Below are 26905 nucleotides of genomic sequence, written 5' to 3'. Positions count from 1 at the left end.
GGTAAAAGGCCAGCATTTTACCCGTTCCCACAGACGGCGTCCTTGCCGCAGACAGTTTTACGCCAAAGGCACGCGACGGGTAGTCAACGCGATACGACCAATAAAGAAGCTCAAAGCCGCGCCCAACAGCAGCATGGCCAAGGTGCTCCATGCAGCGCGGGACAATTGCTTGGCGGCCACTTCACCGGCTTCACGGGCTTTTTGTTCAGCCTGTTTTTTCAGCTCATCGACCTTCTGCATGGCTTGCTGATAAGCCTGGGCATAGTTGTCGACAATCTGGGTGGCTTCTTCTTTGCTCTTGCCGGTACGGGCCGCGACGATGTTGACCAGGGCCTCTTTATCCGCTGCATTCAAGGCTGGCTCGCCGGACGCTTTCACGCGCTCGAACCACTGCTTGAGCTCGTCACCGGCCTGGGCAGGGTTGGTCGCTGCATCGGTGGCCGATTGTTTGCCATCGGCAGCCGCCTGGTCGGCTTTTTGCTCAACGTTGGCCGGGTCCAATTCCGCCTTGCCGCTTTGCTTGAGCAAGGTATCGAGTTGGCCTTGCAGGCTGTTCCAGTCCAGCTCGATCCCCTGCTCGTTCAACTGCTGCTTGATGCTGTTGCCGATCCCCGGCGCTGCGGCCGCAATGCCACTTCCGGCAGCAGACAAGCCTTTACCCACGACGTTGCCGGCGGTGCCGACGACGCTGGAAGCCAAGCCTGCCAACAGCCAGGTGGTCAGCAAGGTGGTCAGGGTCCAGGTCAGCACCCCGTGCAGGCCGCCACGATCCGGCGCCGTGCGTCCAGCCACAAACGCACCCAACGCAATGGCGACCAAGGTCGAGACAAACAACCAGATACCCGCACCCGTGCCGAAGCCGCTCAACGGGTTACCTGCTTCCATCGGGTCAACGGCGCTGGCGCCGATAGCCGTACCCAACACACTCAACACCAGGTAGGTCACCAGTGCGATTGCACTACCGGCCAATACCGAGCTCCATGACACACGAAATAGCGATCGATTGGTTTCATAGACAGTGGTCATACAAAGGTCCTTTTCAAATTTAGAAGCAAGGCAATGCGCCTTGTTGAGTGTGAGTGTGGCGAAACGACATACGTTCAGTCCTGGCTCATATGCACCAGGCCGTGTGGTGCATTCGCACTCCTCCCAAGGCAAATTCTCTGCACTATCCTGAAGCCGGGATGTCGTATTCGAATGCACTCAAGCCTCGCCCCTTCGGAGACGTTATGACCCACGATGTTCTCGCCAAAGAAACCAATCGCCGCCAGTTGCAGCAGATCATTTCCGGGTTGTCCGACGGTGTGATTCTGGCCGAGGTCGACCAGACCATCCTCTGGGCCAATGACGCTGCCTTGACCATGCACGGGGTCAGCGCCGTCGAGGACCTGGGCGCCAATACCGAGGCCTACGCCGAGCGTTTCGCCTTGCGCTATCGCAATAACCATCCTTTACAGCTGGACAGCTACCCGTTAAGCCGCGTGGCCGCTGGTGAAGAGTTCAGCGATGTGGTGGTGGAAGTCACCCCTGCCGCCGACGAGAGTCGCTACTGGGTGCACCGCTTGCGTAGCCTGGTGCTGACCGACGCGCAGGGTGAGCCGGAGTTGCTGGTGCTGATCCTCAGCGACGCCACCGAATGGGCGAGCGCCGAGCAACGCTTTGAAAAAACCTTCAACGCCAACCCCGCACCCGCCGTGATCTGCCGCCTCAGCGACCTGCGCTACATCAAGGTCAACCAGGGTTTTCTGGAGATGACCGGCTACAACCGTGACCAGGTCATCGGCAAATCCGTGTATGAACTGGACGTGCTGGAACAGGCCGAGCGCAAGGACCTGGCGATCCAGCGCCTGGGCGAAGGCGCAACTATTCCGCAGATGCAGGCCGAACTGAGATTGCCCGAAGGTGGCAGCAAACTGGTGATCGTCGCCGGCCAACCGTTGGACATGAACGAGGAAGACTGCATGTTGTTTTCCTTCACTGACCTTGAGCCGCGACGCAAAGCGGAAATTGCCTTGCGACAGAGTGAAGAGCGCTTCGCCAAATCCTTCCGCCTGACGCCGGTGCCGACCCTGGTGTGCAGCGCCGACAACCGCCAGGTGGTGGATGTCAACGAAGCCTTCATGACCATCACCGGCTACATCAGCGAGGAGTTGATCGGCAAATCCATCGAAGACATCAACTTTATCGACAGCCCCCAGGCCGGCGCGCAGTTGTTCGCCACCCTGGAAAAAGCCGGCAACCTGGACGGCCAGGACCTCAAGGTGCGCAAGAAAGGCAACGAGGTGATCGACTGCGTGGTGTCCGCCGACACGGTGATCATCCAGGACGTGCCCTGCTACCTGATGGTGCTGATGAACATCACCGAACGCAAACGTTCGGAGCTGGAACTGGTGGCGGCCATCGAGGAAGTCATGCAGGACGCGTCCTGGTTCAGCCAGACCCTGATCGAGAAACTGGCCAACGCCAAGAGCGTCAACAGCCCCAACCTGCCGAACGTCTCATTCACCGACCTGACCGCCCGTGAGCGTGATGTGCTGGGCCTGATCTGCGAGGGCCTGGCAGACAAGGAAATCGCCTCGCGCCTGAAACTGGCGCCCAATACCGTACGCAACCACGTGGCCACGGTGTATTCCAAGCTGGGGGTGCACAGCCGCAGCGCGGCCATCGTGTGGGCCCGTGAACGCGGGCTGTTCGCCGGTGAATTGCGCCTTAAAAACAAACCCTGACCCTTGCAAATGCACTAGTGCACCTAGTGCGAATTCGCCTTATGGCGCGAGGGTGCACGCCATAACCTTCAAGGGATCGTATTTATGCCTTGAAGGAATCTGCATGTTTACCCTCTCTCAACTGCGCAACTGCATCGAAGAAGGCCTGTCACCGCTGACGTGCGAATTCACCCTGTGCCGGGATGCGTCCTTGACCCTCAAGGTCTACGACGCAGAAACCGGCCGTGTCGACCTGGTGGTTACCGGCATCAGCACCAACCGCCTGCAAACCCCGCAGGAAGTGGCGAAGATGGTGGATGAGTTGCGCTACGAACTGCAAAGCAACAACGTCGGCAAGCTCACGCTGGATGATTTGCCTTCATCGCCGCTCCCATGAAATAGAACACCCCGCCGCCAATGATAAACGCCCCCAGCATATAGAACATGTAGTGGGCCGGCAGGCTGGCCAGCACCAGCCCACACAGCACCGGCCCCAGCGCGGCACCGAGATTGGACAGGTTCTGCGCCCCGTAATACATGCCCCGCAGGTGGTCCGGGGCGATTCGGTCGATAAACATGTACTCGGCCGGGAACACGATGATTTCCCCTACGGTAAACACCGCCATTGCCAATACCCACCACAACACGCTGGTGGACAGCGCGAAACCGATCAACCCCAGCATGAACATGCTCAAGCCCGCGATCAGCCATTGGCTGAGATAGCGATGCGAAATGCGCCGACCAATCAGGTACTGCAAGGCAATCACCAGCACGGCGTTGGTGGTCAGCACTGCGCTGATCACGGTGTAGGTGTATTCGGCGGTGGTGGTGGTTACCAGGTATTGAGACAGGTAGGCCGTGAACTGGCCGAACACCACCGCACTGAGCAAACCGCCGAGGGTGAAACACACCAGGCGACGATCTTGCAGCAGCACACGGGCGACGGCCAGAAACGGCACCGGTTTTTGCGTGGCATCCACAGTGGCCAAGGTGCGGTCGCCCCACCGCCAATACAGCAGGAAAAAACCGAGCCCCAACAGCGCCGACAGAATAAACGGCAGGCTGATATCCAGCTTGGCCACCATCGCCCCGAAGGCCGGCCCCACGGCATAACCGATATTGGTGAGGGTATATTTGATTGAAAACACTTCACTGCGTGCGTCTTCGGGCAACAGGCTGGCGAAGCCGGCTTTCACCGCAATGTCGATGACCGCGTAGGCCAGGTTGATCAGGATCAGGCAGCCATAGAACGCCCAGATATCCTGCGCCAACAGCGTGCCGATAAACCCCAGTACAAACACCAGGCTCAATGCGAGCAACAGCCGATAGCTGTTGATGCGGTCGACCAGGAAGCCGCCGTACACGCTGAGCAGCGAGCCGACGATCAGCGAACTGCCGATCACCAGGCCAACCTGGGTAATGTCCAGGGCGAAGTGGCTGGTGAGGTAGATCACCAGGTAGGGAAAGGTGATGGCCTTGGCCAACGTCAGCAGCAAGGTGGCGCACAGCAGCAGATTCACCGTGCGGGGGTAGGTTCTTATTGTGGCAAGCATCCTGCTTCTTTCCTGTGAAGGTAACGCGACCATTGCGGTCGGTTACCTTAACGCATGAACCACGAAACGAGCAGGTGGCCCGGCAGAATTATTTCTTGACCGGCGTAATTTCAAGGATGGTGCCGTTGGTGGTTTTGAGCAGGACGTACTTGTCGCCTACACGCGCCCATTGGCTCTCATCCTCAGGCTGTTTGAGGCCGCGCTTTTTCCAGTCTTTAATCGCTGATTCCTCGCGCATCAACATGTCCGGGGCGCGATCACCTTCTTTCAAATCACGGGCGTTGATGTTTGAAGGTTGCACGGTTTCCTGAGGGGTATCGCCGGCCTGCACTACAGCGCTGGCGGTGGAAAAGCTGGCAGCGACCAGCAGGCAAGCGGCTAAGGTTTTCGACTTCATGGGTGCTCCTTCAATTAATGGTGCGTACCCAGGTTCCGACCGCGGCGGCGCAGAATCATTCAGCCCGCTCAGTTTCCCCTGTGGCCAGCTCGGCCTTGCTGACCCATAAAGTCCGGCCAACAATTGTCCCACCCGATCCGCATCCGATCGCGTGCTACACCCCTGCAGCTCCTGTTCCAGCAAGAATAAATACGCTTCAAACTCCCTCCCGATTGCCTCCATGAAATTAATCATGTAATTTTTCATGAAATTATTCGAACTAAATTTCATGAACCAGCAACAAGAACTCGCCACTCTCGCGACCCTGATCCACGACCTGCGCAAGCACAAGAAACTCACCCTGGCGCAATTGGCACAAAAGATCGAGCGCTCGGTGGGGTTTGTGTCCCAAGTGGAACGCGGGTTGTCGCAACCCACCGTCGCCGACCTGACCGCCATCAGCCATGCCCTCGATGTGCCCACCACCTATTTCTACAGCCTGCCCAAACCCAAGGCGGTGGACTGGGTGACCCGCCCCAACGAGCGGCGCACGGTGTATTACGCCAATGGCATCACCGACATCCTGGTGTCGCCGAGCATGAACGGCGCGTTCTCGATGCTCGACAGCTTGTTGGCCCCCGGTGCCAACAGCGGCGAGCAAAGCATGAGCGATCGCGCCGAGCAGGCTGGCTTTGTGCTGGAGGGCGAGCTAACCCTGTGGGTTGAGGGTGAGCCCGATGCAGTCACCCTCTACGAAGGCGACAGTTTCCACCTGGCCAGTTTCGCCCACTGCCGCTACGCCAACCTGACCGACCTGCCCGCCCGCGTCCTGTGGGTTTACAACTAGGAGCTGCACCCGTGAAAAGCCCATCTGCAACGTTGCTGGCCGAAGTACGGACCTTTCGCCAGAACCACCCCGACGTGCGTTATGTCGACCTGATCGCCCTGGACATTCCCGGGCATTTCTACGGCAAGCGCTACCCGGTGGAGATGCTTGAAAAAGTCGCTGCCGGCAGCCCGTTGAAGTTGCCGCAGAACGCGGTATTGCTGGGGGCTCAGGGCGGGTTGTTCAAGATTGGCGACTACTGCTTCAACGACGGTGACCCGGATGCCAATCGCCGCCTGGTACCGGGCACATTGAAGCCGGTTAGCTGGGAATCGCAGCCCTTGGGGCAAATGCTCATCACCTCGGACGGCACCGCAGCGCCGATCGAATTCGAGCCCCGCGAAGTATTGGCCAAGGTGCTGGAACGCTTGCAGCACAAGGGCATCCACCCGGTGGTAGCGTTTGAGCTGGAGTTTTACCTGTTCGATAAAAAGCTCGACAACGGCCTGCCGCAATTTGCCCGGGACCCGCTCAGTGGTGACGCCGACGACCAGCCCAACCTGCATATCGAGCGGCTCTCGCGCTTCAGCGAAGTGCTCGACGACATGGCGCAAACCGCCCAGGAACAGGGTATCGACATCACCGTGATCACGGCCGAGATTGGTCCCGGCCAGTTCGAGATCAACTTTGGCCACTGCGACGACGGCTTGCGCGCCGCCGACTGGGCCGCGCTGTTCTGCCGCAGCACCCGGGGCGTGGCACTCAAGCACGGTTACCGCGCCAGTTTCATGGCCAAGCCCTACCTGCAATTTCCCGGCAGCGGCATGCATGTGCATGTCAGCCTCTACGACGCGGCGGGCAATAACCTGCTTGCCGCCCATCAACAGCAACCGCTGCGCCACGCCGTGGCCGGTTGCCTGGAGCTGCTGCCGCATTGCATGCCGATCTTCGCGCCCAACCACAATGCCTTGCGCCGCCTGGGTGGCACCGTCAACGCCGCCACCCGCGCCAGTTGGGGCTTTGAAGACCGTGACGCGTGCGTGCGCATCCCCGAGTCCGACCCGCGCAACCTGCGGATCGAGCACCGCCTGGCCAGCGCCGACGCCAACCCCTACCTGGTGCTGGCGGCGATCCTGATGGGCCTGGGGCATGGGCTTGAGGCCAAGCGCGAGCCGATCACATCGCTGAACGAAGACCGTAACAGCGGTACCGATTTCCCGGTGGAGATGCTCGACGCCGTGCGCGCCATGCAGCAGCAACCGGTAGTGCGCGACAAGCTGGGCGCGGAATTTGTCGATGTATATTGCGAGAACAAGCGCCAGGATCACTTGGCTTTCCAGCAAGAGATTCATGCGCGGGAATATCGCTGGTTTCTTTAAAAACTACCGAAACTGACTTGCCCAAAACCTGACTTAAATCAAAGAAAGGCTCTAGCACGGGCCTTTCAGACGGATAAATTGTCGAACAATCCTGGCTTTTGCCGTTGAGACCCATTATCATCCGGCGCCTTCTCGCTACCCGCCGGGTAGCTGTTTCAATGTGTCACCCGAGGCGCCCATGTACCGTTTTTCGTTTCACCGCCCTTTGATTGCCATCAGTCTGGGGCTTGTTTCCCATTCCGTCAGCGCTGCCCTGCAACCTATTGCCGAAGCGCCGTTGGCCAACGACACCGAATTGCACTGCCACTTCAACCGCGACGCCAGTACCGACTGCACCACCACTTACCGCTACACGATCCTCAAGCCCAACGGCCGCGAAATGCTTTCGCGCATCGACTTCGATTACTCCGAAGGCGATACCTTTGAGGTGATCAGCGCACAGTCCACCCAGCCTGGCGCCAAGCCGGTCCCCCTGGCGGCCACTCAAATCGACACGCGCAGCGCGCCCAACCCGGACCAGGGCTTCAGCCGCGACAAACAAACCTCCCTGGCCTTCCCCAACTTGCGCGTGGGCACAAAGATCCGCTACACCGTACGCCAGCACTACCCGGCCAAACCGCTGATGACCCAGTTCCATTACGTGCTCAAGTTCGGCCCCGGCGCGGCCCGCCGTGATCGCTTCAAGGCGCGCTTTACCGCCGAACGCCCGATCCAGTGGCGCAGTGAAATGTTCGACGCGTTCAACGTGACCCCTTCGAGCAACGGCAAGACCCTGGACGTGGCGCTTAAAGCCCCGATCTACCTCAACTACATCAATGAATCCTCCGCTGCCGCCCTGCTGCGCATCCCACGCCTGGAAGTCGGTAGCGCCGTGGAACGCCAGGCTTACTTCGGTGATTTCGCCCAGCGTTACAACCAGATTCTCGGCGCCAACCTGCCGGCGCAAGCCGCCGCCGCCGTGGCCGCCGCACGCAGCCTGGCACCGGCCGAGCAAGTGGCTGCGCTGATGCAGCACATCAATGATCACTACCGCTACCTGGGTGACTGGCGGGCCAGCGAGCGTGGTTATGTGCCATTCAGCCTGGCGGAAATCGAGCAGCATGGCTACGGCGACTGCAAGGACCTGGCGACGCTGCTGACGGCCATGCTCAAGGCCAGTGGCATCAAGGCCGAGACCGCGTGGGTGAGCCGTGGCGATGTGGTCGACTCCTTGCTGATTCCGGGTACCCAGGCGCCTAACCACGCCATCGTGCGTGCCGAAGTGAATGACCAGGTGTGGTGGCTTGACCCGACCAATCCGGTCTTCGCCCCGGGCCAGATCATGCCCGACATTCAGGACCGCTGGGTGCTGGTCAACGACGCCCAGGGCCAGGTGCGCGAAGAGCGCATCCCGCTGGAGCGGCCCGAAGTTTCGATCCGCCTGGACAAACAAGTGCAGTACGGCAAAGAGGGAGATGGCGCGGTGAAGGCGACTATCACCTTCAGCCGCCTGCCGCTGATGCAAATGAGCGTCGCCGACCGCCAGCAAGGCACCACCGCCACCGACCAGAATATCTGCGCCAACTTCGGCAACGACATCAGCGACTGCCAGATCACCCGTGAACCTACCGGCTTTGTGGTGCATGACGGTTATAGCGTCACCGCGCGCATGAATGATCAGCGCGCCCTGGAAAAACTGGCCAATGACTATGTCTACACCGACCCGTCGTTGAAAGACCGGTGGGAGGGCTACATCAACTATCGCCGCCAGGGGCAGCAGGCCGACCTTTACTTGGGCAACCCGGAAACCTACGACTACACCTACACCCTGACAGGCGGGAAGATGGAAAAAGCCATCCCCGGCTGCACAGTGCGCTCGCCCTGGTACGACCTGGACCTGGACGGAAAACTGCAGGATGGCTCGCTGCGCTACCACTATCGCCTGAGCCAGAAGAAACGCTGGCTGACCCATGCTGAAGTGGCCAGTGATGCGTTCGGCAAGATGATTGACGAGGCTCGGGCGTGTGCCGAGCAGGTGCATCAGGTAGTCAAGCTCTAAAATCAAACTCAGATCAAATGTGGGAGCTGGCTTGCCTGCGATGGCGGCGGGTCAGCTTGCACATGAGTGACTGATACACCGCCATCGCAGGCAAGCCAGCTCGCACCTTTTAGTCCGTGTGTGTCAGCGGGATTCGCCGAGTAGTAAATGCTGCTCCCGTGCACACAACTCCACCACATAATCCCACAACACCCGCAACCGCACAGACTTGTGCAGCTCTCGGCGCGAGCTGATCCAGTAGCTGCGCTGGATGCTCTCTGCCGGCAGCAACGGCACCAAATCCTTGTCGCCCGCCGCCATAAAGCATGGCAACACGGCAATGCCCAACCCCGAACGCGCCGCCTGGTGCTGGGCGATCACGCTGGTGCTGTGGAACACCACCTTGGGGTTGCGACAGAAGCTGTTGAGGAACTTCAGTTCCTGGCTGAACAGCAGGTCATCGACGTAATCGATCCAGGCATGGGCGGCGAGGTCTTCGCGCTTTTCGATCGGCGGGTTGCGCGCAAGATAAACGCGGCTGGCATACAGCGCCAGACGGTAGTCGGTGAGTTTGCGTGTCACCAATTGATCGACGCTGGGGCGTTCCAGGTGGATGCTGATCTCCGCTTCGCGATTGAGGATGCTGACAAAACGCGGTACGGCCACCAGCTCCACTTCCAGACCTGGGTAACGCTCGAACAACCCGCCCATGCGCCCGGCGAGGAACATCACGCCCAGACCTTCGGCCACCCCCAGACGTATCTTGCCCAAGGGCGCGGCTGAGTGGGTGAGTTCGTCTTCGGCCAGCAGCGCCACGTTCTCCATGACTTCGGCATGTTTGAGCAGCGCCTCGCCCGCGGGTGTCAATTCGTAGCCTTGGGCGTGTTGCACAAACAGCGCGGTGCCGAGGCTTTTCTCGATGGCCTCGATATGCCGGGCCACGGTGGCATGCGTGGTTTTCAAGCGTTGCGCGGCGGTGAGCAGGCGGCCACTGCGCTGCAACTCGAGAAAAAACCGCAGGTCATTCCAGTCGAACATATCGCCTCCATTGCCTGAGCCCGGACCGCGCTGTTTAAAAACGCACAGCAGCTGGGTAAAAACTAACATTTTTAAGACGAAAACTAACAACTAGGATGGGGCCAACAAGAAAAACAAGCGAGCCCCCAGATGCCCATTGCAACTGCTGAATACGATTACATCGTGGTCGGCGCCGGCCCCGCCGGTTGCCTGCTGGCCAATCGTTTGTCCGCCAACCCGGCCCACCGCGTCCTGCTGCTCGAAGCCGGTGGCCGCGACAATTACCCCTGGATCCATATCCCCGTCGGCTACCTGTTCTGCATCGGCAACCCGCGCACCGACTGGTGCTTCAAAACCGAGGCGCAAGCCGGCCTGCAAGGTCGCGCCCTGAGCTACCCACGGGGCAAAGTGCTCGGCGGCTGCTCGTCCATCAACGGCATGATCTACATGCGCGGCCAAGCCCAGGACTACGACGGCTGGGCGGCAGCAGGCAACCCGGGCTGGGCCTGGAAGGATGTGTTGCCGCTGTTCAAACACAGCGAAAACCACTTTGCCGGTGGCTCGGAATTCCACAGCGATGGTGGCGAGTGGCGCGTCGAGCAGCAGCGCCTGTCGTGGCCAATCCTCGATGCGTTTCGTGAGGCGGCAGCCCAGAGCGGCATCGCCAACATCAATGATTTCAACCAGGGCGACAACGAAGGCTGCGGCTACTTCCAGGTCAACCAGAAGGCCGGGGTGCGCTGGAATGCGGCGAAGGCGTTTCTCAAGCCGATCCGCCAACGCCCCAACCTGACTGTGTTGACGGAGGTGGAGGTCGACCGTGTGCTGCTGGAAAACGGCCGAGCCTCCCAGGTTGTCGGGCGCCAACACGGCCGAAAGCTCAGCTGGAAAGCGCGCAAGGAGATCATATTGTGCGCCGGTGCCGTGGGCTCACCGGGCATTCTGCAGCGTTCCGGGATCGGCCCCACCAACGTGCTCAAACCGTTGGGCATTGATGTGGTGCATGAACTGCCGGGCGTGGGCGGCAACCTGCAAGATCACCTTCAACTGCGTCTGATCTACAAACTGGAAAATGCGCGCACCCTGAACCAGATCGCCGGCACGCTGTGGGGCAAGATGGGCATGGGCCTGCGCTACCTGTACGACCGCAGCGGTCCGCTGTCGATGGCGCCCAGCCAGCTTGGCGCATTTGCCCGCTCCGGGCCGGAGCAGACGTCGGCCAACCTTGAATACCATGTGCAGCCGCTGTCCCTGGAGCGCTTTGGCGAACCGTTGCACGGCTTCCCGGCGTTTACCGCGTCGGTCTGCGACCTGCGCCCGCAAAGCCGCGGCCGCGTGGATATTCGCTCGGCCAACCCGGCGGATGCCCCGCTGATACAACCCAACTACCTCAGCCACCCCGAGGACTTGCGCGTGGCCGCCGACGCCATCCGCCTGACCCGGCGCATCGTCGCCGCGCCCGCCTTGAGCCAGTTCAAGCCGGTGGAATACCTGCCTGGCGATGCGCTGCAAACAGAAGCACAACTGCACGAAGCCGCGGCACGCATCGGCACCACCATTTTCCACCCGGTGGGCACCTGCCGCATGGGCGATGACAAGGACGCCGTGGTCGACAGCCAACTGCGTGTGCATGGCATCCCCGGGCTGCGCATTGCCGATGCGTCGATCATGCCGCGCATCACCTCCGGCAATACCTGCTCACCGACGCTGATGATCGCCGAGAAGGCCGCGCAGTTGATCCTTTCACCGAACACTGTAGGCGCGAGCTTGCTCGCGAAAAACCCACCCGCACCGCGCACCGCAGGGCACCCCGCGTAATCGTTGACGATATATGAAGAAAAACAGCGGCGCCGAAGTTGGCGCCGACAGTGGGACAACAATAAATAATCACTGTGAGGGACACCCAATGTCAGAACATGCTCAACCCCTGGGCTCGGCGGCCAGTGCAAGCACTGCCAGCGAATCAAGAAAAGTCATCTTCGCCTCGTCCCTGGGGACGGTGTTCGAGTGGTATGACTTTTTCCTCTACGGCGCCCTGGCGGCGGTGATCAGCAAGCAGTTCTTTGCCGGGGTCAACGACACCACTGCGTTTATCTTTGCCTTGATGGCCTTCGCCGCAGGCTTCGTGGTGCGCCCGTTCGGAGCATTGGTGTTCGGCCGCCTGGGCGACATGATCGGGCGCAAGTACACCTTCCTGGTCACCATCATTTTGATGGGCGTGGCAACCTTCTGCGTCGGGCTGCTGCCGACCTACGCCAGCATCGGCATTGCCGCACCGATCATCCTGATCGTACTGCGTATGTTGCAGGGCCTGGCGCTGGGCGGCGAGTACGGCGGCGCGGCCACCTATGTGGCCGAACATGCGCCACCTGGCAAGCGCGGCCTGCATACCAGCTGGATTCAATCCACCGCCACCCTCGGCCTGCTGCTGTCGTTGCTGGTGGTGCTGGCCTGCCGTTACTTCACAGGCGATCAGTTCGAAGTGTGGGGCTGGCGCATCCCGTTCCTGTTTTCCATCGTGCTGCTGGGCATCTCGACCTGGATCCGCATGAGCCTGCACGAATCGCCGTCCTTCCTGAAAATGAAAGAGGAAGGCAAGGCCTGCAAGGCGCCGATCCGCGAGTCGTTCGGTAAATGGGAAAACCTCAAGGTCGTACTGATTGCCCTGTTCAGTATCAACGGCGGGCAGGCCGTGACCTTTTACGCGGCGCAGTTCTATGTGCTGTTCTTCCTGACCCAGTTCCTGCGCATGGACCCGGCCCTGGCCAATATGTTGCTGATCATCAGCGTGGTGATTGGCGCGCCGTTCTTTATCCTGTTTGGCTGGCTGTCGGACAAGGTCGGGCGCAAGCCGGTGCTGATGCTCGGCCTGCTGCTGGCGACCGCGCTGTACTTCCCGATCTTCAAGGGCCTGGCGCACTACACCAACCCAGCGATGGACCAGGCCAGCCGACAGGCGCCGATTACCGTGCTGGCCGACCCGGCCACCTGTACTTTCCAGTTCGACCCGGTGGGCAAGGCGCGTTTTGACAGCCCATGCGACAAGGTCAAGACCTTCCTGGTCAAGCAGGGCCTGCCCTACAGCAGCGCCGCCGCTCCGGCAGGCAGCCCGGTGCAGGTGAGCGTGGGTGATGTGCGCATCGACGGCTTTGACGAGGCGGCACTGCGTGGCGCCGTGACCCTGGCCGGCTACCCGTCTTCGGCGGACGTGGCCCAGGTCAACAAGGTGATGGTGGTGGTGCTGATCGTCGTGCTGATCCTGATCGCGGCCATGTGCTACGGGCCATTGGCGGCGCTGATGGTGGAGCTGTTTCCGACGCGTATCCGCTACACGTCGATGTCCCTGCCCTACCATATCGGCAACGGCTGGTTTGGCGGGTTCCTGCCGACCGTATCCTTTGCCCTGGTGGTGTATACCGGCGATATCTTCTATGGCCTGTGGTACCCGGTGGTGGTGACTGGGGTGAGCTTGATCGTCGGTTTGTTCTGCCTCAAAGAAACCCGGCATGTGGATATCGATAACAACTGAGTTCGTTTGAACACCGAAGATCCCTTGTGGGAGGGAGCAAGCCCCCCTCCCACATTTTGGTTGTTGTTGCTCACACAAATTGCTGTACATCCATACAGATAATGGTTGCTCAAATCCTTTTGACTAAGCATCCTGCAAGGCATCAACCCGATCTGATGTGATGACCATGCGGCTGTACCTCTGTGAAAAACCCTCCCAGGCCAAGGATATCGCGGCCGTGCTCGGCGCCACACGCCGCGGCGACGGCTGCTGGCTGGGCAACGGGGTTACTGTCACCTGGTGCATCGGGCACCTGTTGGAAACTGCCCCGCCCGACGCCTACGACGCCAAATACAAACGCTGGGTGCTGGCCGACCTGCCGATCGTTCCGGAAAAATGGAAGATGCTGGTCAAGCCCAAGACCGCCAGCCAGTACAAGGCGGTCAAGCGCTTGCTGGGGGAAGCCCAGGAGCTGGTGATCGCCACCGATGCTGACCGTGAGGGCGAGATGATCGCCCGTGAACTGGTGGAGCATTGCCGCTACCGTGGGCCGATCCAGCGGCTATGGCTATCGGCACTGGACGAGGCCTCCATTCGCAAGGCCCTGGCGGCGCTCAAGCCGGGCGCCGAAACCTTCAGCCTGTATCACTCGGCCCTGGGCCGCTCCCGCGCCGACTGGCTGATCGGTATGAACATGAGCCGCCTGTTTACCCTACTGGGGCGCCAATCCGGCTATCAGGGCGTATTGCCGGTAGGCCGGGTGCAAACCCCGACCCTGCGCCTGGTGGTGGACCGTGATCGCAGCATCGCCGATTTCGTACCGGTGGCGTATTGGGCCATTGATGTCGACCTGCGTCACGAAAGCATGACCTTCACCGCCCAGTGGCGCGCCAATGAAGATGCCTGCGATGATCAGGGCCGTTGCCTCAACCCGCAACTGGCGCGGGACGCTGCCGACGCCATGGGCAACGCGAACACGGCGCGGCTGGTAAAGCTGCGCACCGAACGCATGCGCGAAGTTGCCCCCCTGCCCTTTGACCTCGGCACACTGCAGGAAATCTGTTCCAAAAAGCTCGGCCTGGGCGCCCAGGAAACCCTGGATATTGCCCAATCCCTCTACGAAACTCATAAGGTCATCACCTACCCGCGCAGCGATTGCGGCTACCTGCCGTTGAGCCAGCACAGTGAGGCGCCAAAGATCCTCTCGGCGCTGGGCCGTGCGGATGCGGCGGTCAACGAATTGATGCCGCACATCGACCCTCAACGCCGCTCGCGGGCCTGGAATGACGCCAAGGTCAGCGCCCACCACGGCATCATCCCCACGGGCGCCGGCAAGGATGTCAGCCAACTGACCGGCAAACACCGTGCGGTCTACACCTTGATACGCGCGCGCTACCTGGCGCAGTTCCTGCCCAACCATGAATACGACCGCACCCAGGCAGATTTCGACTGTGCCGGCCAGGCATTGCGTGCGGTGGGCAAGGTCATCATCGAAGCCGGCTGGAAACGCGCCTTGCCCGAATCACTGGCACCCGCCAAAGGCCGTGAAGCGCCCGTGCCCCAGGCCTTGCCGACGCTGGTGCAGGGCCAGGACTACGCCGTGGCCAAGGTCAACCTCAAGGACCTGTGGACCCAACCGCCCAAGCCCTTTACCGAAGGCGACCTGATCAAGGCGATGAAAAACGTCGCCAAACTGGTGCAAGACCCGCTGCTCAAGCAAAAGCTCAAGGACACCACCGGCATCGGCACCGAAGCCACTCGCGCCGGGATCATCCAGGGCTTGCTGGACCGCGGTTACCTGGTGAAAAACGGCAAAGCCCTGTCGGCAACCCCAGCCGCGTTCAGCCTGATTGACGCGGTGCCCCGCGCCATTGCCGACCCAGGCACCACCGCCATCTGGGAGCAAGCGCTGGACATGGTGCAAAGCGGCGAAATGAGCCTGGAAGAATTCGTTGCCAAGCAGGCGGCGTGGATGAGCAAGCAGGTGGCGCGCTGTAACGGTATGCGCATGACCATCACCGGCCCCGCCAGCCCGGCAGGTCGAGGTGCCACGCCCTGGAAGAAGAAACGCAAGAGCGCTCCACGCAAGGCTGCGGCCAGTCCAAAGCGCACAAAGAAACCGACAACGGCGGGCTAGAACGCGTAAAAATCCGGCAAATGACGTTTTTCGACAGGTTTAACGCCGCTTTGGGTCTTGCCCTGCCGCAGGCCGTCTAGGATTCTTTAGGGGACCCTGACTACCTAATAACAACACCGGAGTGGCCGCCATGAAAACCGTCGCACAATTGCTCAAAGCCAAGGATCAGAAAAACCAGGACGTCCACACCATTCAATGGGACCACACGGTGTTCGAAGCGCTGGTGCGGATGTCGGAGAAAAACGTCGGTGCCTTGCCAGTCGTCAAGGAAGGTGCGGTCGTAGGGATCATCAGCGAGCGTGATTACGCACGTAAACTCATTCTCAAAGGCCTGTCGTCGGTGACCACTCGGGTCGACGATGTTATGAGCTCTCCCGTCATCACCGTCGACACCCATAAAAGTGTCGAGGAATGCATGAACATCATGACCGACAGTCACCTGCGCCACCTACCGGTGGTCGAAGACGGCGAACTGTTGGGCCTGCTGTCCATCGGTGACTTGGTGAAGGAAGCCATCGCCGAACAGGCCGATCTGATCAAACAGCTGGAGCAATACATCCGCGGCGAATAGGAGACACCATGCTCGACACGCTTGAACATCAGGCAGACCACCTCGAAATCCTGCACCGGGCTATGGCTGAACGACGCTTTTTAGCCTTGACCGGCGCAGGCATCAGCACCTCGTCGGGCATCCCGGATTACCGCGACAGTGAAGGTGTACGCCGGGGCAAAGCACCGATGATGTACCAGGAATTTCTTGCCACCCCGGATGCGCGACGCCGTTACTGGGCACGGGCGATGCTGGGTTGGCCGCGTGTGCGCATTGCGCAGCCGAACAAGGCTCACCTGGCACTGGCGACACTGCAACACCATGGCCATATCAGCGGGCTGATCACGCAGAACGTCGACACCCTGCATGACCAGGCCGGCAGCCATGACGTGATCGAGTTGCACGGCAGCTTGCATCGGGTGCTGTGCCTGGATTGCCAACTGCGCAGCGAGCGCGATGTGATCCAGCGGCAAATGGAAGTTGATAACCCGCATATGGCGCAGGTTCACGCCGTGCAAGCGCCGGATGGCGACACCTTGCTCGATCCGGCGTTTGAACAACACTTCCAGGTGCCCCACTGCCCCCATTGCAACGGCGAGCGGCTCAAACCTGACGTGGTGTTCTTTGGCGAGAATGTCGCACCGGCGACGGCGCTGAAGGCGATGGCGGCGGTAGAACACGCTGAGGGCCTGCTGGTGGTGGGGTCGTCACTGATGGCCTATTCGGCGTTCCGATTGTGCAAGGCCATGGTCGAGCAGCGTAAGCCGGTGATTGCGATCAATCTGGGCAAGACACGCGGGGATGAGCTGCTGCAGGTTAAAATCCAGGCCTCCTGCGAGCAGCTACTGCCGTTGCTCGTCGACCGGCTCCTACAGGAGGGTTGAAACGCCCGACCTGCACCTCCAAAAAATGACGCCCAAGTCACGTTTTCCCGCATTCCCCCGCCCCCACAACAAATTATGTAGTGATCAAAAATAATCACTACATAATCGTTGACGTAACCTTTTTGTCCTTGCATGATCTAGACGTCTCCCGGATCGGGAGCGTTGGTAACAAGCGTTTTGAACAGGCTCGTCTGACCGCCGAGCTGTTTTTCCGGATGTGCACTGCCCACAAGGCAGATTGATGAAGCTGACCAGCCCCGAAAGGGTCCGGTACAAGGAGCTAAAACGCTGCTTGTCTTCGTTATGAAAGCGTTGCGTAGCAGTTCATCAGCAAGACTACATGCATCAGGTTCAAGACCCTGCCCGTATTCGGCAGACCGTCACTGACGCCCGGTTTTCGGAACCGGAGACAACTACGCAGTTTTAACGAATCAATTGATAGATCGCCAACTGGTCAAGGGGCTTACACATGAATCTGAACAACCAACCAACTATCGATGAATTGGCTGAGATGTTCGCAGCGCAGAAAGACACACTCGACGACCATATCCTGTGGATTGGCAAATCGGGCGAAGTGCAAATTGACTGCCTGGCGCCCCATACCGAAGAAGCCGAGTTCGACCGCAATAACCGTGAACTGGCGGCGCGCCTGAAGATGTACCGCCGTGGCCAGGGCTATGTCGGAAAGAAGGCTGCGGCTGATCGAAACTTTATCGAGCAGGTGTTCGATACACTCAACAATGCCTGGGCATCTTTCAAAGACAGCTCGCAAGTTAAAGTGATCGACCGCTACTACTAAGTATTACTCAATCAATGCGGGAGCTGGCTTGCCAGCTCCCGCATTTTTTATAACGTTAGAAAGTTGGAAACCTGCCCTTCCCCGCCTCATCCCGAAAAATATCGAACAACACTTGCGCCGCCGCCGACAACTCATGGCCCGGTTTGGTCAACACGCCAATTGGCCGCTCGATCACCGGGCCGGTCAAGGTAATGCAATGAGCACCCGCCTCCTCCATCTGCCGGGCACATAACGCTGGCACGGCGCTGACGCCCAGCCCGCTGGCGACCATCTTCCCCACGGTCGCCAGTTGATGGCTTTCCAACGCTACGGGCAATTTCATCTGCAAGGCGCCAAGGTGTTCTTCCAACATCACACGTACCGTGGAGGGGCGTTGCAACGTGATAAACGGTTGCTCCAGCAAGGTTTTCCAATCGATCTCGGCACGCTGAGCCAACGGCGAATCCCCTGGCACCACGGCGATAAAGCGATCCAGATATAACGGCGTAAATGCCAACGATGACCCTTCGGACGGCTCGAATGCCACGCCCAACTCCACCTGGCGGTCGCGCACCATCTCCAGCACTTGCTCGTTGATCAGGTCATGCACCGTCACGTTCACCTGAGGGTAACGTGCGCGGAAGATCTTCAGGATCGGCGGCAACAGGTTACCGGCAAACGACGGCATGGCCGCCACCGTCACGCGCCCGCGTTGCAGGGTAAAACGCTGGCGCAGTTCGTCCTCGGCGTTGTCCCAGTCGGCAATCAACCGGCGCGCCAGGGGCAACAGCGATTCGCCCTCCGGGGTCAACGCGACGTTACGGGTATTGCGGCTGAACAGGCGCCCGCCCAACCCTTCTTCCAACCCCTTGATGGTCAAGCTCAGTGCCGACTGAGAAAGGTGCAGGCGCTCGCAGGCAGCAGCAAAACTCAGACTCTGAGCAACGGCGAGAAAGGCACGCATCTGTTTGACGGTCATGAGGCAGCTCCAGACAGCAGTTGGACTATGCTGTTTTCTAAATCAATCAACCTTAAAAAACAACTTAACAAATCAATCCACTGGCGCAACACTCAACGCACTGGCTGGACCACAAACAATAAAAGAGGTGCATATGGCAGGTTTCGATAAACGCGTGGCGTCCTATGAAGAAGCACTGGCAGGCCTGGAAGACGGCATGACCGTGCTCTCCGGCGGTTTTGGCCTGTGTGGCATTCCGGAAAACCTCATTGCCGAGATCAAGCGCAAAGGCACCCGCGACCTGACGGTGGTTTCCAACAACTGCGGCGTCGATGGCTTCGGCCTGGGCGTGCTGCTCGAAGAAAAACAGATCAGCAAGGTGATCGCCTCTTATGTGGGTGAAAACGCCTTGTTCGAGAAGCAACTGCTCAGCGGCGAAATCGAAGTAGTCCTCACCCCCCAGGGCACCCTCGCGGAAAAAATGCGCGCAGGCGGAGCCGGCATCCCGGCCTTCTTCACCGCCACCGGCGTCGGCACCCCAGTTGCCGAAGGCAAGGAGACCCGCGAATTCAACGGCCGCCCGTATTTGATGGAAGAGTCCATCACCGGCGATTTCGCCATCGTCAAAGGCTGGAAAGCCGACCACTTCGGCAACGTCATCTACCGCCACACCGCCCAGAACTTCAACCCGCTGGCCGCCACTGCGGGCAAGATCACCGTGGTCGAAGTGGAGGAAATCGTCGAACCGGGCGAGCTGGACCCGGCGCAGATCCACACCCCTGGCATCTACGTCGACCGGATCATCTGCGGCACCTTCGAGAAGCGCATCGAACAGCGCACCGTCCGCAAATAATCCACGTCCAGAACAATAAGAGGAAACAACCATGGCTCTTACCCGCGAACAAATGGCTCAACGCGTCGCCCGCGAAATGCAGGACGGTTACTACGTGAACCTGGGCATCGGCATTCCGACCCTGGTGGCCAATTACATCCCCGACGGCATGGAAGTGATGCTGCAATCGGAAAACGGCCTGCTCGGCATGGGACCGTTTCCTACCGAAGAAACCATTGATGCCGACATGATCAACGCCGGCAAGCAAACCGTGACCGCGCGTATCGGTGCCTCGATCTTTTCTTCCGCCGAATCCTTCGCGATGATTCGCGGCGGGCATGTCGACCTCACGGTACTCGGCGCGTTTGAAGTGGACGTACAAGGCAACATTGCCTCGTGGATGATCCCCGGCAAGCTGGTCAAGGGCATGGGCGGTGCGATGGACCTGGTGGCCGGTGCGGAAAATATCATCGTGATCATGACCCACGCGTCCAAAGACGGTGAGTCCAAATTGCTCAGCCAATGCAGCCTGCCGCTGACCGGCGCCAACTGCATCAAGCGTGTGCTGACCGACCTTGCGTACCTGGAAATCGAAAATGGCGCTTTTGTCCTCAAGGAACGCGCACCTGGCGTCAGTGTTGAAGAGATTGTGAGCAAGACCGCCGGTAAACTGATCGTCCCGGACCACGTTCCAGAAATGCACTTCCAGTGAGGACAGATTCCATGCAAGACGTCGTGATTGTTGCTGCCACCCGCACCGCCGTGGGCAGCTTCCAAGGTTCGCTGGCGAACATCCCGGCCCCGGAACTGGGTGCCGCCGTGATCCGTCGCCTGCTGGAGCAGACCGGCCTGGACCCGGCCCAAGTCGATGAAGTGATCCTCGGCCAGGTGCTCACTGCAGGCAGCGGCCAGAACCCGGCGCGCCAGGCTTCGATCCTCGCCGGCCTGCCCCACGCCGTGCCGAGCCTGACCCTGAACAAGGTTTGCGGCTCGGGCCTCAAGGCCCTGCACCTGGGCGCACAGGCCATTCGTTGCGGCGACGCCGAGGTGATCATTGCCGGCGGCATGGAAAACATGAGCCTGGCACCCTACGTACTACCCGCCGCGCGCACCGGTTTGCGCATGGGCCACGCGAAGATGATCGACAGCATGATCACCGACGGCCTGTGGGACGCATTCAACGACTACCACATGGGCATCACCGCCGAGAACCTGGTAGACAAGTACGGCATCAGCCGTGAAGCCCAGGATGCGTTCGCCGCCGCCTCCCAGCAAAAAGCCGCCGCTGCCATTGAGGCCGGACGTTTTGCCGACGAGATCACCCCGATCCTGATTCCCCAGCGCAAAGGCGACCCGGTGGCTTTCGCGGTGGACGAACAACCCCGCGCCGGTACCACGGCCGAGTCCCTGGCCAAGCTCAAGCCGGCGTTCAAGAAAGACGGCAGCGTCACCGCCGGCAACGCCTCCAGCCTCAACGACGGCGCCGCCGCCGTGCTGCTGATGAGCGCCGACAAAGCCCGCGCCCTCGGCTTGCCTGTACTTGCGCGTATCGCCAGCTACGCCAATGCGGGCGTAGACCCGGCCATCATGGGCATCGGTCCGGTATCGGCCACTCGCCGCTGCCTGGACAAGGCCGGCTGGCAGTTGGCAGACCTGGACCTGATCGAAGCCAACGAAGCCTTCGCTGCGCAATCTTTGGCAGTGGGCAAAGAGCTGGAATGGGACGCCGATAAAGTCAACGTCAACGGCGGCGCGATCGCCATCGGCCACCCGATTGGCGCCTCAGGCTGCCGCGTGCTGGTGACCCTGCTGCATGAAATGATCAAGCGCGACGCCAAAAAAGGTTTGGCGACGCTGTGCATCGGCGGCGGCCAAGGCGTGGCCCTGGCACTCGAACGCAGCTGAATCGGATCGCTATTGTGGCGAGGGAGCTTGCTCCCGTTGGGCTGCGTAGTAGCCCCATGCCAATAAGAGCAACACAGAAAAGGCCCGGTTCCACGAAAAGCCAGGCCTTTTCTTTTATCGATTCCCTACCTGTAAGCACTCGGTCAGACGGTGGGAGCTGGCTTGCCTGCGATAGCGGTGTGTCAGTCAAATTATTGCTGACTGATACACCGCTATCGCAGGCAAGCCAGCTCCCACATTTGATCTCATTGCCTGTCACCCTGTGGCACCGCAAACACCGCACTCGCACGCAGCACAATGCGCTCCTGCACTTGCAAACTCAGCGTCGCAAACGCCATCTGCCGCCCGCGCTTGTGGCTTTCCAAACGTACCACCATCCACTCCCCCACCTGCACGGCGCCCAGGTAGTCCAAGGTCATGCTGGCAGTAATCAACGGCAGCGGTGGCTCACTGGAAAACGCCATGGCGTATCCCATGCCAATATCGGCCAGGCAAATCCCCGGCAATGCTTTGCGTTAATGGACCAGACCGGCTTTAATCGCGATCAATTTCTCCTGCACATTTCAAGGAAACGTAATGCGCCACCTGGACGGCAATTCCCACCCGCTTCGCGCGCCGCTGTTGATTTTGCTCGCTGGCCTGGCCTTGGCCGGTTGCTCACCCAAGGACCACTCTCGCGCCACGGTCATCAATGGCGAACAGGGCAAGGCCGGGGCGCAACTGGCCTATGAGCATGAACTGACCCTGGCCCTGCCCGGCGCCCTGCTCGCGCCGCGTATGCAGGCCACCCGCGAGGCGTGTGAAACGGCACGCTTTGGTGCCTGCAATATCCTTGGCATTACCGAAGACAGCAACGGCGGCCAGATCATCCTGCGGATCGCACCCACGGGTGTGGAACCGATGGTCGCCCTCGCGGCTGAAGGCGGCAAACTCGGCCAGCGCATCACTACCGCCGAAGACCTGGCCGATGCGGTCGACGATGTGCGCCGCCGCCAGCAGCGCCTGCAAGCCCAGCAGCAACGCCTCGACGAACTGGCCAAGCGCAAGGATATCAACGTCAGTGACTTGATCGTTCTGAGCAAGGAGCAAGCAAGTACTGAAAATGAGTTGCAGGCATTGGCCCAGGTTGCCGCCGGCCAGCAACGCCGCCTCGATACCAATCGCGTGACCCTGAATTTCCGCTCTTCTGACGGTGCGAACCAAGCGTCACGTTTCAGCCGGATGTTCAGCCACCTGGGAGACAACCTGGTGAACGGCACGGCAGACGCCCTGGAGCGTGCCAGCTATGTGCTGCCGTTTGTGATCCTGGCGTTCCCGGTGGTGTGGCTGTGGGTTGGGTTGTGGCGCCGGTTCGTCAAGCGTCGAAGCTGATCAGCGCTTGATACAGCGCTGATAGCGCTCATCCACACGCTTGGCAAACCAGGCCGTGGTCAGGTTGCGGGTGATCTTCGGGCTCTTGAGCACAATGCCCGGCAGGATCGCCCGTGGCAGCGGTTTGCCGGCCGCCTGGTCGGCCAGGCTGAAGACGCGCTTGTACAACGTAGTGTCCTCGAAATCCAACTGGTCGCCCTGCTCCAACTGGCTGCGGATGCTCGGGTTGCGCATGTCCAGCTTCGCCCCCAGTGAGCGCACTGCCAGTTCGGTGGTGCCGGGCAGCAGGGAGCCATAGCGGATCAAGTCCCCATCCAGCGCCAGCTCTTTACCCGTCACGCGGCTGACCGCGGCCTGGAACGCAGCATTGCGGCTGGCGTACCAACCGGCATTGAAATCGGCAAAGCGGTACAGCGGCTGGTCGTAGCTCACCGGGTAGCCGAGCAAATGGGCGATGCCGAAGTACATACCGCCGCGACGGGTGAACACTTCACGGCGAATCGTACCGTCCACCGTGTAGGGATAACCCCGCGCCTGTTTTTGTGCAAAGTCGATACTGACCTGCATCGGGCCTGCGGTGTGCACCGGGTTGAAGCCGCCAAACAAGGTATTACCCAGGGGCGCCATGCTGATGAAGTCATCGAAGATCGCGCTCAAGTCCTTCTCCGTGCGTGCGGCATTCAAGCGGTCGGCGTAGGTTTTGCCGGTGGGCGAACGCAATTGCAGGGCGCTGCGTACCACGAACGCGGGCACATGCACCTTGCCGGCGCGACGCAGGATTTCATCCTCGGCGATCTTGCCCATGCCCGGCACAGGCGGGTCGACCTGATAGGTAGACTCCTGCTCGGTCACCGCCAGCACGGCGCAGATGTTTTCGGTGCTGGGGTAGATTTTCTGGGTGTCGAAGGCGGTGTAGATGTCCTGGGCCCAACCGTTGCGGTCCGACACCTTGGCCGGCAGCAGGCGCACGATCTGCGCCTTCACCTCGGCCTCACTGCGCTCGGGTTGCTGCGGGCCACGGGAAGTGGAACAACCGGCCAGTACCAGCAAAGGCATGAGGCAAAAGAGCAGACGACTTGGATACATGAGGCTTCCTTGGTTAACGACAGACCGGGCAGTGCAGATATCGACAGGTAAGTCTAACCGGGGTTCGTCGGTGAGCCGAAGCGGATGCCTGGCTTTAGCTGAAACATCCCACATAACTGCCGGATAAGCGCTACTCCCCTGCCCTGTGAACCGCTGCAAAGTCCCTCGCCTGATTGAACAGTGCGAGGGATTGCAGATGGTTGTTTTCGTTACGCCCCCGGTTGATGGGGTTGGCGCTTGAACCCGGTCATTGGCAGGCTGGCCCTGACCCCAATGAACGTGAAAACGGTCGACGTTGAAGGCGTCTTCCGTGACTTTCGCGATTGCTTGAACACCTTTGACGATTGGGCCAATAGCTTCTGGAGCTTCTCGGCGCTGGAGCTTGAGCAGGTGTTCAAGGTCGGCGATGAGGTAACGCTCGTTGCCCCGATCAATCGCTCCCTGTTTCCCAGCAGCACCGTCGCCACCTGCCGGGCCAACGGTACGTTGACCCTGGTGCATATGTTCCAGAGCACGCGGTTCGTGCCGATCGGCGACACAGCGGTGATGCTGCAACGCGTTGATCCAAACGGCGGTCCGCTGGGCGAGCCCATCCACAAGACCATCGGCCCGAGCGGCATCCTTGAGATCACCGAGTGTGATCGCAACCAGCAATATCGGGTGAGCTTTTACCCCAACGTTTCCCAGGATCACCTCAAGGCGCTGTATGCCTCCTACCAGTCGGTGATCGCAGCGCTGGAAGCCCGGCTGCGCAAAGAGTGGACCGACACTTTCCAAGCCCAGTGGAAAAGTTACGCAGACGCTCGCCCGCTTGAGCGGCGCCGCCTGCTGGAGGCGGCCTTTGCCAGCGGCATGGTCAAGGCGCTTTACAGCCTGTGGGACAACATTGGCGAGCTGTCGGCGCTGCTGGCGGACCTCAAGCCCAACAGCGAAAAACTGCTGCAATACCTTTCTCAAACTGAGCTCGATGAACTGCTGACACTGAGCAGTGACGCGATCGCCCAGGGCTTGCTGGTGCTCAGTGATGAGCCGCTGTTGTTTATCTATCTATCGGCGCTGGTCAGCTGGATGCGCATGCTCCCGCCGCCGGAGATGGCTGAACTGTGGGGCGAAATTACCGGTGAGGTCCTGATCAATCTGCTGCTGATTCGCGTCTTGGGTGCGATGGGCGTAGTGGTGCGATTGGGGGCTGGTGTGCTCAGTCACGTCAAATCCGGGCGCGCACGAGCGTTGTTGGAATTGCTGGCCAAGCAAGTAGTGGGGCCAGGGTTGGGGCCGCATGTCGAGGTCGCCAAGCCTGTGTTGCTGAGCAGTGCCGCGACGCCGATCAGGGTGGTGCCGGCTGTACCGTTGAAGGCTGGGGATCAACTGGTTTCGAACCCGGTGCCCGCAGTGCGAAGCAAGGCCCGGCAGACCATATTGGTCCGACAGGAGCACGTCGATGATGCGCCGGCTGTGGCTTCGAATCCGAAGGGGGATGCGGCGGCACCTGCGGACAAGACGGTTACTAACGGCTGCCCGGTGTCGATGGTCACCGGCGAGGAATTATTGACCCTCACTGATGGTGCGCTGGACGGTGTTTTGCCGTTTGAGTGGACGCGGTTGTATCGCACCAGTGCGGTGGGTGTGGATTGCGGGTTGGGGTTTGGCTGGAGCCATGCGCTGGCGCACAGGCTTTGTGTGTCGGGCGATTCGGTGGTGTGGATCGACCATGAGAACCGCTCGACCACCCTGCCCTTGCCTACAGCGGCTCGACCCGCGATCACCAATAGTCTTGCCGAAGCGGCAATCTACTTGGGCTCGACGCCTGATGAACTGGTGCTGGCCCACGCGTCGCGGTTCTATCACTTTCGCGACGGTGTACTGACTGCGGTCAGCGATGCGTATGACAACCGTCTACGCATTTGCCGTGATCATTCCGGGCGAATTGAGCGGCTGGATAACGGTGCTGGTCGCTCGCTGCTGTTGCGCTATGAGCTGGACCGCATCGTCGCAGTGGACTACCAGGTTCATCGCGCCACAGGGCGCGAGCCCTACGTCTGGGAGACCGAGCAGAACGTCGTTTCCTACGCCTATGACGAAGATGGACGACTGGTTTGCGCGACCAATGCCGTCGGTGAAAGCGAGCGTTATCGGTACGACGATCAGCACGTCATTGTTGAGCGGCAGTTGGCCGGTGGGGCGAGTTTCTTTTGGGAGTGGGAAGGCTCCGGCAAGGCGGCGCGTTGCGTCCGGCACTGGGCGAGCTTTTCGCAGATGGACACGCGCTATGCCTGGGGGGATGACGGTCGTGTCACCGTGCATAACGCCGATGGCAGCCAGGAAGTCTATGTCCACGACGACCGAGCGCGGTTGGTGCAGCGCATCGATCCGGACGGCGCGCAGCATTTCAAATCCTACGATGCCAAGGGGCGGCTGACCGTCGAACAGGATCCGCTGGGCGCGGTAACGGCCTATCAGTACGACGAAGCTGGGCGCCTGGTGGCTTTGTTTCCGGGGGATGATGAGCCGACGTCTTACGAGCATGACAACGGTTTTGTTCGGGTTGTGAGGCGTGGGGAGGTGGTCTGGAAATACGAGCGTAATAAGCAAGGCGATGTTACGCGTAGGACCGATCCTGACGGCGAGGTTACCGATTACAGCTACAACAAACACGGGCAACTGACCGGGGTTTGGTACCCGGATCATAGTTGCCATCGGCTGGTGTGGAATGAGCGAGGACAGTTGCTGGAAGAGCAATTGCCCAATGGTGGGATCAAACGTTATCGCTATGACGACCTGGGGCGGCAAGTTGCCCGCGAGGATGAGCATGGCGCGCTGACCGGTTATGAATGGGACGCTGTCGGTCGCCTGCTGAAACTGATCCAGCCCGGCGGCGCTTGCCGGGAGTTCAGCTACAACCCCTACGGAAAAATCATCGCCGAACGCGATGAACTCGGCCACGTCACCCGCTACGAATATGCCGATGGCCTGCACCTGATCAGCCGCCGTATCAACGCCGACGGCACCCAGGTCAAATACCG

General features: G+C 60.3%; 22 protein-coding genes and 1 pseudogene. 16 read left to right on the top strand and 7 right to left on the bottom strand.

Annotated elements, in window-relative coordinates; genetic code table 11:
* Positions 1 to 57: 57 nt before the first annotated feature.
* Entirely contained in the window at positions 58 to 1026 is a 969-nt protein-coding gene (locus E4P01_RS19040; RefSeq protein WP_019821429.1) for a hypothetical protein, read from the bottom strand.
* A gap of 203 nt (positions 1027 to 1229) precedes the next feature.
* On the opposite strand from E4P01_RS19040, the gene E4P01_RS19035 reads away from it, so the two are divergent.
* Together E4P01_RS19035 and E4P01_RS19030 are read left to right on the top strand one after the other, a co-directional pair.
* Positions 1230 to 2726 carry a helix-turn-helix transcriptional regulator gene (locus E4P01_RS19035; protein ID WP_032876741.1) on the top strand — a complete coding sequence of 499 codons (1497 nt, stop codon included), beginning with the start codon at positions 1230 to 1232 and terminating at the stop codon, positions 2724 to 2726.
* Positions 2727 to 2829: 103 nt separating this feature from the next.
* Positions 2830 to 3102 (top strand): DUF1652 domain-containing protein, encoded by a 273-nt coding sequence (locus tag E4P01_RS19030; RefSeq protein ID WP_005786957.1) that lies wholly within the window; start codon positions 2830 to 2832, stop codon positions 3100 to 3102.
* Here the strand turns inward: E4P01_RS19030 and E4P01_RS19025 are convergent.
* Together E4P01_RS19025 and E4P01_RS19020 are read right to left on the bottom strand one after the other, a co-directional pair.
* A complete protein-coding gene (locus tag E4P01_RS19025; RefSeq protein ID WP_032876744.1) occupies positions 3065 to 4258 on the bottom strand; it encodes an MFS transporter in 1194 nt (397 codons plus the stop codon). The two genes, E4P01_RS19030 and E4P01_RS19025, sit on opposite strands and share 38 nt — an antisense overlap.
* Positions 4259 to 4346: 88 nt before the next feature.
* Positions 4347 to 4655, bottom strand: coding sequence for an RcnB family protein (locus E4P01_RS19020; protein ID WP_005786954.1), 309 nt, complete (start codon positions 4653 to 4655; stop codon positions 4347 to 4349).
* 268 nt (positions 4656 to 4923) lie between these two features.
* Between E4P01_RS19020 and E4P01_RS19015 the strand changes: the two genes are divergently transcribed.
* From E4P01_RS19015 to E4P01_RS19005, 3 genes are all read left to right on the top strand, one after another.
* A complete protein-coding gene (locus tag E4P01_RS19015; protein ID WP_216091035.1) occupies positions 4924 to 5481 on the top strand; it encodes an XRE family transcriptional regulator in 558 nt (185 codons plus the stop codon).
* An 11-nt stretch (positions 5482 to 5492) separates the two neighbouring features.
* Complete coding sequence (locus E4P01_RS19010; protein ID WP_216091034.1) at positions 5493 to 6839, top strand: glutamine synthetase family protein; 1347 nt, start codon at positions 5493 to 5495, stop codon at positions 6837 to 6839.
* 178 nt (positions 6840 to 7017) lie between these two features.
* Positions 7018 to 8877, top strand: a complete 1860-nt coding sequence (locus E4P01_RS19005; RefSeq protein WP_216091033.1) for a DUF3857 domain-containing transglutaminase family protein — start codon at positions 7018 to 7020, stop codon at positions 8875 to 8877.
* Positions 8878 to 9000: 123 nt separating this feature from the next.
* Here E4P01_RS19005 and E4P01_RS19000 read toward each other — a convergent pair whose 3' ends face one another.
* On the bottom strand, positions 9001 to 9894 hold the full coding sequence (locus tag E4P01_RS19000) for a LysR family transcriptional regulator (RefSeq protein WP_216091032.1): 894 nt from the start codon (positions 9892 to 9894) through the stop codon (positions 9001 to 9003).
* Between the two features lie 129 nt (positions 9895 to 10023).
* On the opposite strand from E4P01_RS19000, the gene E4P01_RS18995 reads away from it, so the two are divergent.
* The 6 genes from E4P01_RS18995 to E4P01_RS18970 all read left to right on the top strand — a co-directional run bounded on the left by E4P01_RS18995 (position 10024) and on the right by E4P01_RS18970 (position 17751).
* Positions 10024 to 11691 carry a GMC family oxidoreductase N-terminal domain-containing protein gene (locus E4P01_RS18995; protein ID WP_078820866.1) on the top strand — a complete coding sequence of 556 codons (1668 nt, stop codon included), beginning with the start codon at positions 10024 to 10026 and terminating at the stop codon, positions 11689 to 11691.
* A gap of 88 nt (positions 11692 to 11779) precedes the next feature.
* On the top strand, positions 11780 to 13402 hold the full coding sequence (locus E4P01_RS18990) for an MFS transporter (RefSeq protein WP_216091031.1): 1623 nt from the start codon (positions 11780 to 11782) through the stop codon (positions 13400 to 13402).
* A 166-nt stretch (positions 13403 to 13568) separates the two neighbouring features.
* Positions 13569 to 15518 (top strand): DNA topoisomerase III, encoded by a 1950-nt coding sequence (locus E4P01_RS18985; protein ID WP_216091030.1) that lies wholly within the window; start codon positions 13569 to 13571, stop codon positions 15516 to 15518.
* 130 nt (positions 15519 to 15648) lie between these two features.
* Entirely contained in the window at positions 15649 to 16089 is a 441-nt protein-coding gene (locus E4P01_RS18980) for a CBS domain-containing protein (protein WP_103735350.1), read from the top strand.
* An 8-nt stretch (positions 16090 to 16097) separates the two neighbouring features.
* Complete coding sequence (locus tag E4P01_RS18975; RefSeq protein ID WP_216091029.1) at positions 16098 to 16952, top strand: NAD-dependent protein deacetylase; 855 nt, start codon at positions 16098 to 16100, stop codon at positions 16950 to 16952.
* Between the two features lie 469 nt (positions 16953 to 17421).
* Entirely contained in the window at positions 17422 to 17751 is a 330-nt protein-coding gene (locus E4P01_RS18970) for a hypothetical protein (protein ID WP_003190335.1), read from the top strand.
* Between the two features lie 55 nt (positions 17752 to 17806).
* On the opposite strand, the gene E4P01_RS18965 is transcribed toward E4P01_RS18970, so the two are convergent.
* Positions 17807 to 18709, bottom strand: a complete 903-nt coding sequence (locus E4P01_RS18965; RefSeq protein WP_032876764.1) for a LysR family transcriptional regulator — start codon at positions 18707 to 18709, stop codon at positions 17807 to 17809.
* A 133-nt stretch (positions 18710 to 18842) separates the two neighbouring features.
* Here E4P01_RS18965 and E4P01_RS18960 point away from each other — a divergent pair, with 133 nt between their 5' ends.
* From E4P01_RS18960 to E4P01_RS18950, 3 genes are read left to right on the top strand one after another with little or no spacing between them, the layout of a single operon-like run.
* A complete protein-coding gene (locus tag E4P01_RS18960) occupies positions 18843 to 19541 on the top strand; it encodes a CoA transferase subunit A (protein WP_010211319.1) in 699 nt (232 codons plus the stop codon).
* Positions 19542 to 19572: 31 nt separating this feature from the next.
* Positions 19573 to 20232, top strand: a complete 660-nt coding sequence (locus E4P01_RS18955; RefSeq protein WP_005786928.1) for a CoA transferase subunit B — start codon at positions 19573 to 19575, stop codon at positions 20230 to 20232.
* A gap of 11 nt (positions 20233 to 20243) precedes the next feature.
* Entirely contained in the window at positions 20244 to 21425 is a 1182-nt protein-coding gene (locus E4P01_RS18950; RefSeq protein ID WP_005786925.1) for an acetyl-CoA C-acetyltransferase, read from the top strand.
* Positions 21426 to 21670: 245 nt separating this feature from the next.
* Here E4P01_RS18950 and E4P01_RS18945 read toward each other — a convergent pair.
* A pseudogene (locus tag E4P01_RS18945) lies at positions 21671 to 21916 on the bottom strand (acyl-CoA thioesterase domain-containing protein); the annotation flags it as partial.
* Positions 21917 to 22001: 85 nt separating this feature from the next.
* Here E4P01_RS18945 and E4P01_RS18940 point away from each other — a divergent pair.
* Positions 22002 to 22796, top strand: a complete 795-nt coding sequence (locus E4P01_RS18940) for a DUF4349 domain-containing protein (protein ID WP_216091028.1) — start codon at positions 22002 to 22004, stop codon at positions 22794 to 22796.
* Here E4P01_RS18940 and E4P01_RS18935 read toward each other — a convergent pair whose 3' ends face one another.
* Positions 22797 to 23882 (bottom strand): DUF1615 domain-containing protein, encoded by a 1086-nt coding sequence (locus E4P01_RS18935; protein ID WP_216091027.1) that lies wholly within the window; start codon positions 23880 to 23882, stop codon positions 22797 to 22799.
* Between the two features lie 237 nt (positions 23883 to 24119).
* On the opposite strand from E4P01_RS18935, the gene E4P01_RS18930 reads away from it, so the two are divergent.
* The coding region (locus E4P01_RS18930; RefSeq protein ID WP_248130109.1) for a DUF6531 domain-containing protein at positions 24120 to 26905 on the top strand (2786 nt) is incomplete at its 3' end.

Source organism: Pseudomonas sp. NCIMB 10586, from assembly GCF_023127895.1.
In the GTDB taxonomy this organism is placed as follows: domain Bacteria; phylum Pseudomonadota; class Gammaproteobacteria; order Pseudomonadales; family Pseudomonadaceae; genus Aquipseudomonas; species Aquipseudomonas synxantha_A.
The sequence above is the reverse complement of the archived record's forward strand: the minus strand, read 5'-3'. Positions and strand labels throughout refer to the sequence as shown.

What these genes read in the sequence shown, in the direction of transcription:
- E4P01_RS19040 (WP_019821429.1), bottom strand. Translation starts at nt 1,026, where the DNA reads ATGACCACTGTCTATGAAACCAATCGATCGCTATTTCGTGTGTCATGG.
- E4P01_RS19035 (WP_032876741.1), top strand. Translation starts at nt 1,230, where the DNA reads ATGACCCACGATGTTCTCGCCAAAGAAACCAATCGCCGCCAGTTGCAG.
- E4P01_RS19030 (WP_005786957.1), top strand. Translation starts at nt 2,830, where the DNA reads ATGTTTACCCTCTCTCAACTGCGCAACTGCATCGAAGAAGGCCTGTCA.
- E4P01_RS19025 (WP_032876744.1), bottom strand. Translation starts at nt 4,258, where the DNA reads ATGCTTGCCACAATAAGAACCTACCCCCGCACGGTGAATCTGCTGCTG.
- E4P01_RS19020 (WP_005786954.1), bottom strand. Translation starts at nt 4,655, where the DNA reads ATGAAGTCGAAAACCTTAGCCGCTTGCCTGCTGGTCGCTGCCAGCTTT.
- E4P01_RS19015 (WP_216091035.1), top strand. Translation starts at nt 4,924, where the DNA reads ATGAACCAGCAACAAGAACTCGCCACTCTCGCGACCCTGATCCACGAC.
- E4P01_RS19005 (WP_216091033.1), top strand. Translation starts at nt 7,018, where the DNA reads ATGTACCGTTTTTCGTTTCACCGCCCTTTGATTGCCATCAGTCTGGGG.
- E4P01_RS19000 (WP_216091032.1), bottom strand. Translation starts at nt 9,894, where the DNA reads ATGTTCGACTGGAATGACCTGCGGTTTTTTCTCGAGTTGCAGCGCAGT.
- E4P01_RS18995 (WP_078820866.1), top strand. Translation starts at nt 10,024, where the DNA reads ATGCCCATTGCAACTGCTGAATACGATTACATCGTGGTCGGCGCCGGC.
- E4P01_RS18990 (WP_216091031.1), top strand. Translation starts at nt 11,780, where the DNA reads ATGTCAGAACATGCTCAACCCCTGGGCTCGGCGGCCAGTGCAAGCACT.
- E4P01_RS18985 (WP_216091030.1), top strand. Translation starts at nt 13,569, where the DNA reads ATGCGGCTGTACCTCTGTGAAAAACCCTCCCAGGCCAAGGATATCGCG.
- E4P01_RS18980 (WP_103735350.1), top strand. Translation starts at nt 15,649, where the DNA reads ATGAAAACCGTCGCACAATTGCTCAAAGCCAAGGATCAGAAAAACCAG.
- E4P01_RS18975 (WP_216091029.1), top strand. Translation starts at nt 16,098, where the DNA reads ATGCTCGACACGCTTGAACATCAGGCAGACCACCTCGAAATCCTGCAC.
- E4P01_RS18970 (WP_003190335.1), top strand. Translation starts at nt 17,422, where the DNA reads ATGAATCTGAACAACCAACCAACTATCGATGAATTGGCTGAGATGTTC.
- E4P01_RS18965 (WP_032876764.1), bottom strand. Translation starts at nt 18,709, where the DNA reads ATGACCGTCAAACAGATGCGTGCCTTTCTCGCCGTTGCTCAGAGTCTG.
- E4P01_RS18960 (WP_010211319.1), top strand. Translation starts at nt 18,843, where the DNA reads ATGGCAGGTTTCGATAAACGCGTGGCGTCCTATGAAGAAGCACTGGCA.
- E4P01_RS18955 (WP_005786928.1), top strand. Translation starts at nt 19,573, where the DNA reads ATGGCTCTTACCCGCGAACAAATGGCTCAACGCGTCGCCCGCGAAATG.
- E4P01_RS18950 (WP_005786925.1), top strand. Translation starts at nt 20,244, where the DNA reads ATGCAAGACGTCGTGATTGTTGCTGCCACCCGCACCGCCGTGGGCAGC.
- E4P01_RS18940 (WP_216091028.1), top strand. Translation starts at nt 22,002, where the DNA reads ATGCGCCACCTGGACGGCAATTCCCACCCGCTTCGCGCGCCGCTGTTG.
- E4P01_RS18935 (WP_216091027.1), bottom strand. Translation starts at nt 23,882, where the DNA reads ATGTATCCAAGTCGTCTGCTCTTTTGCCTCATGCCTTTGCTGGTACTG.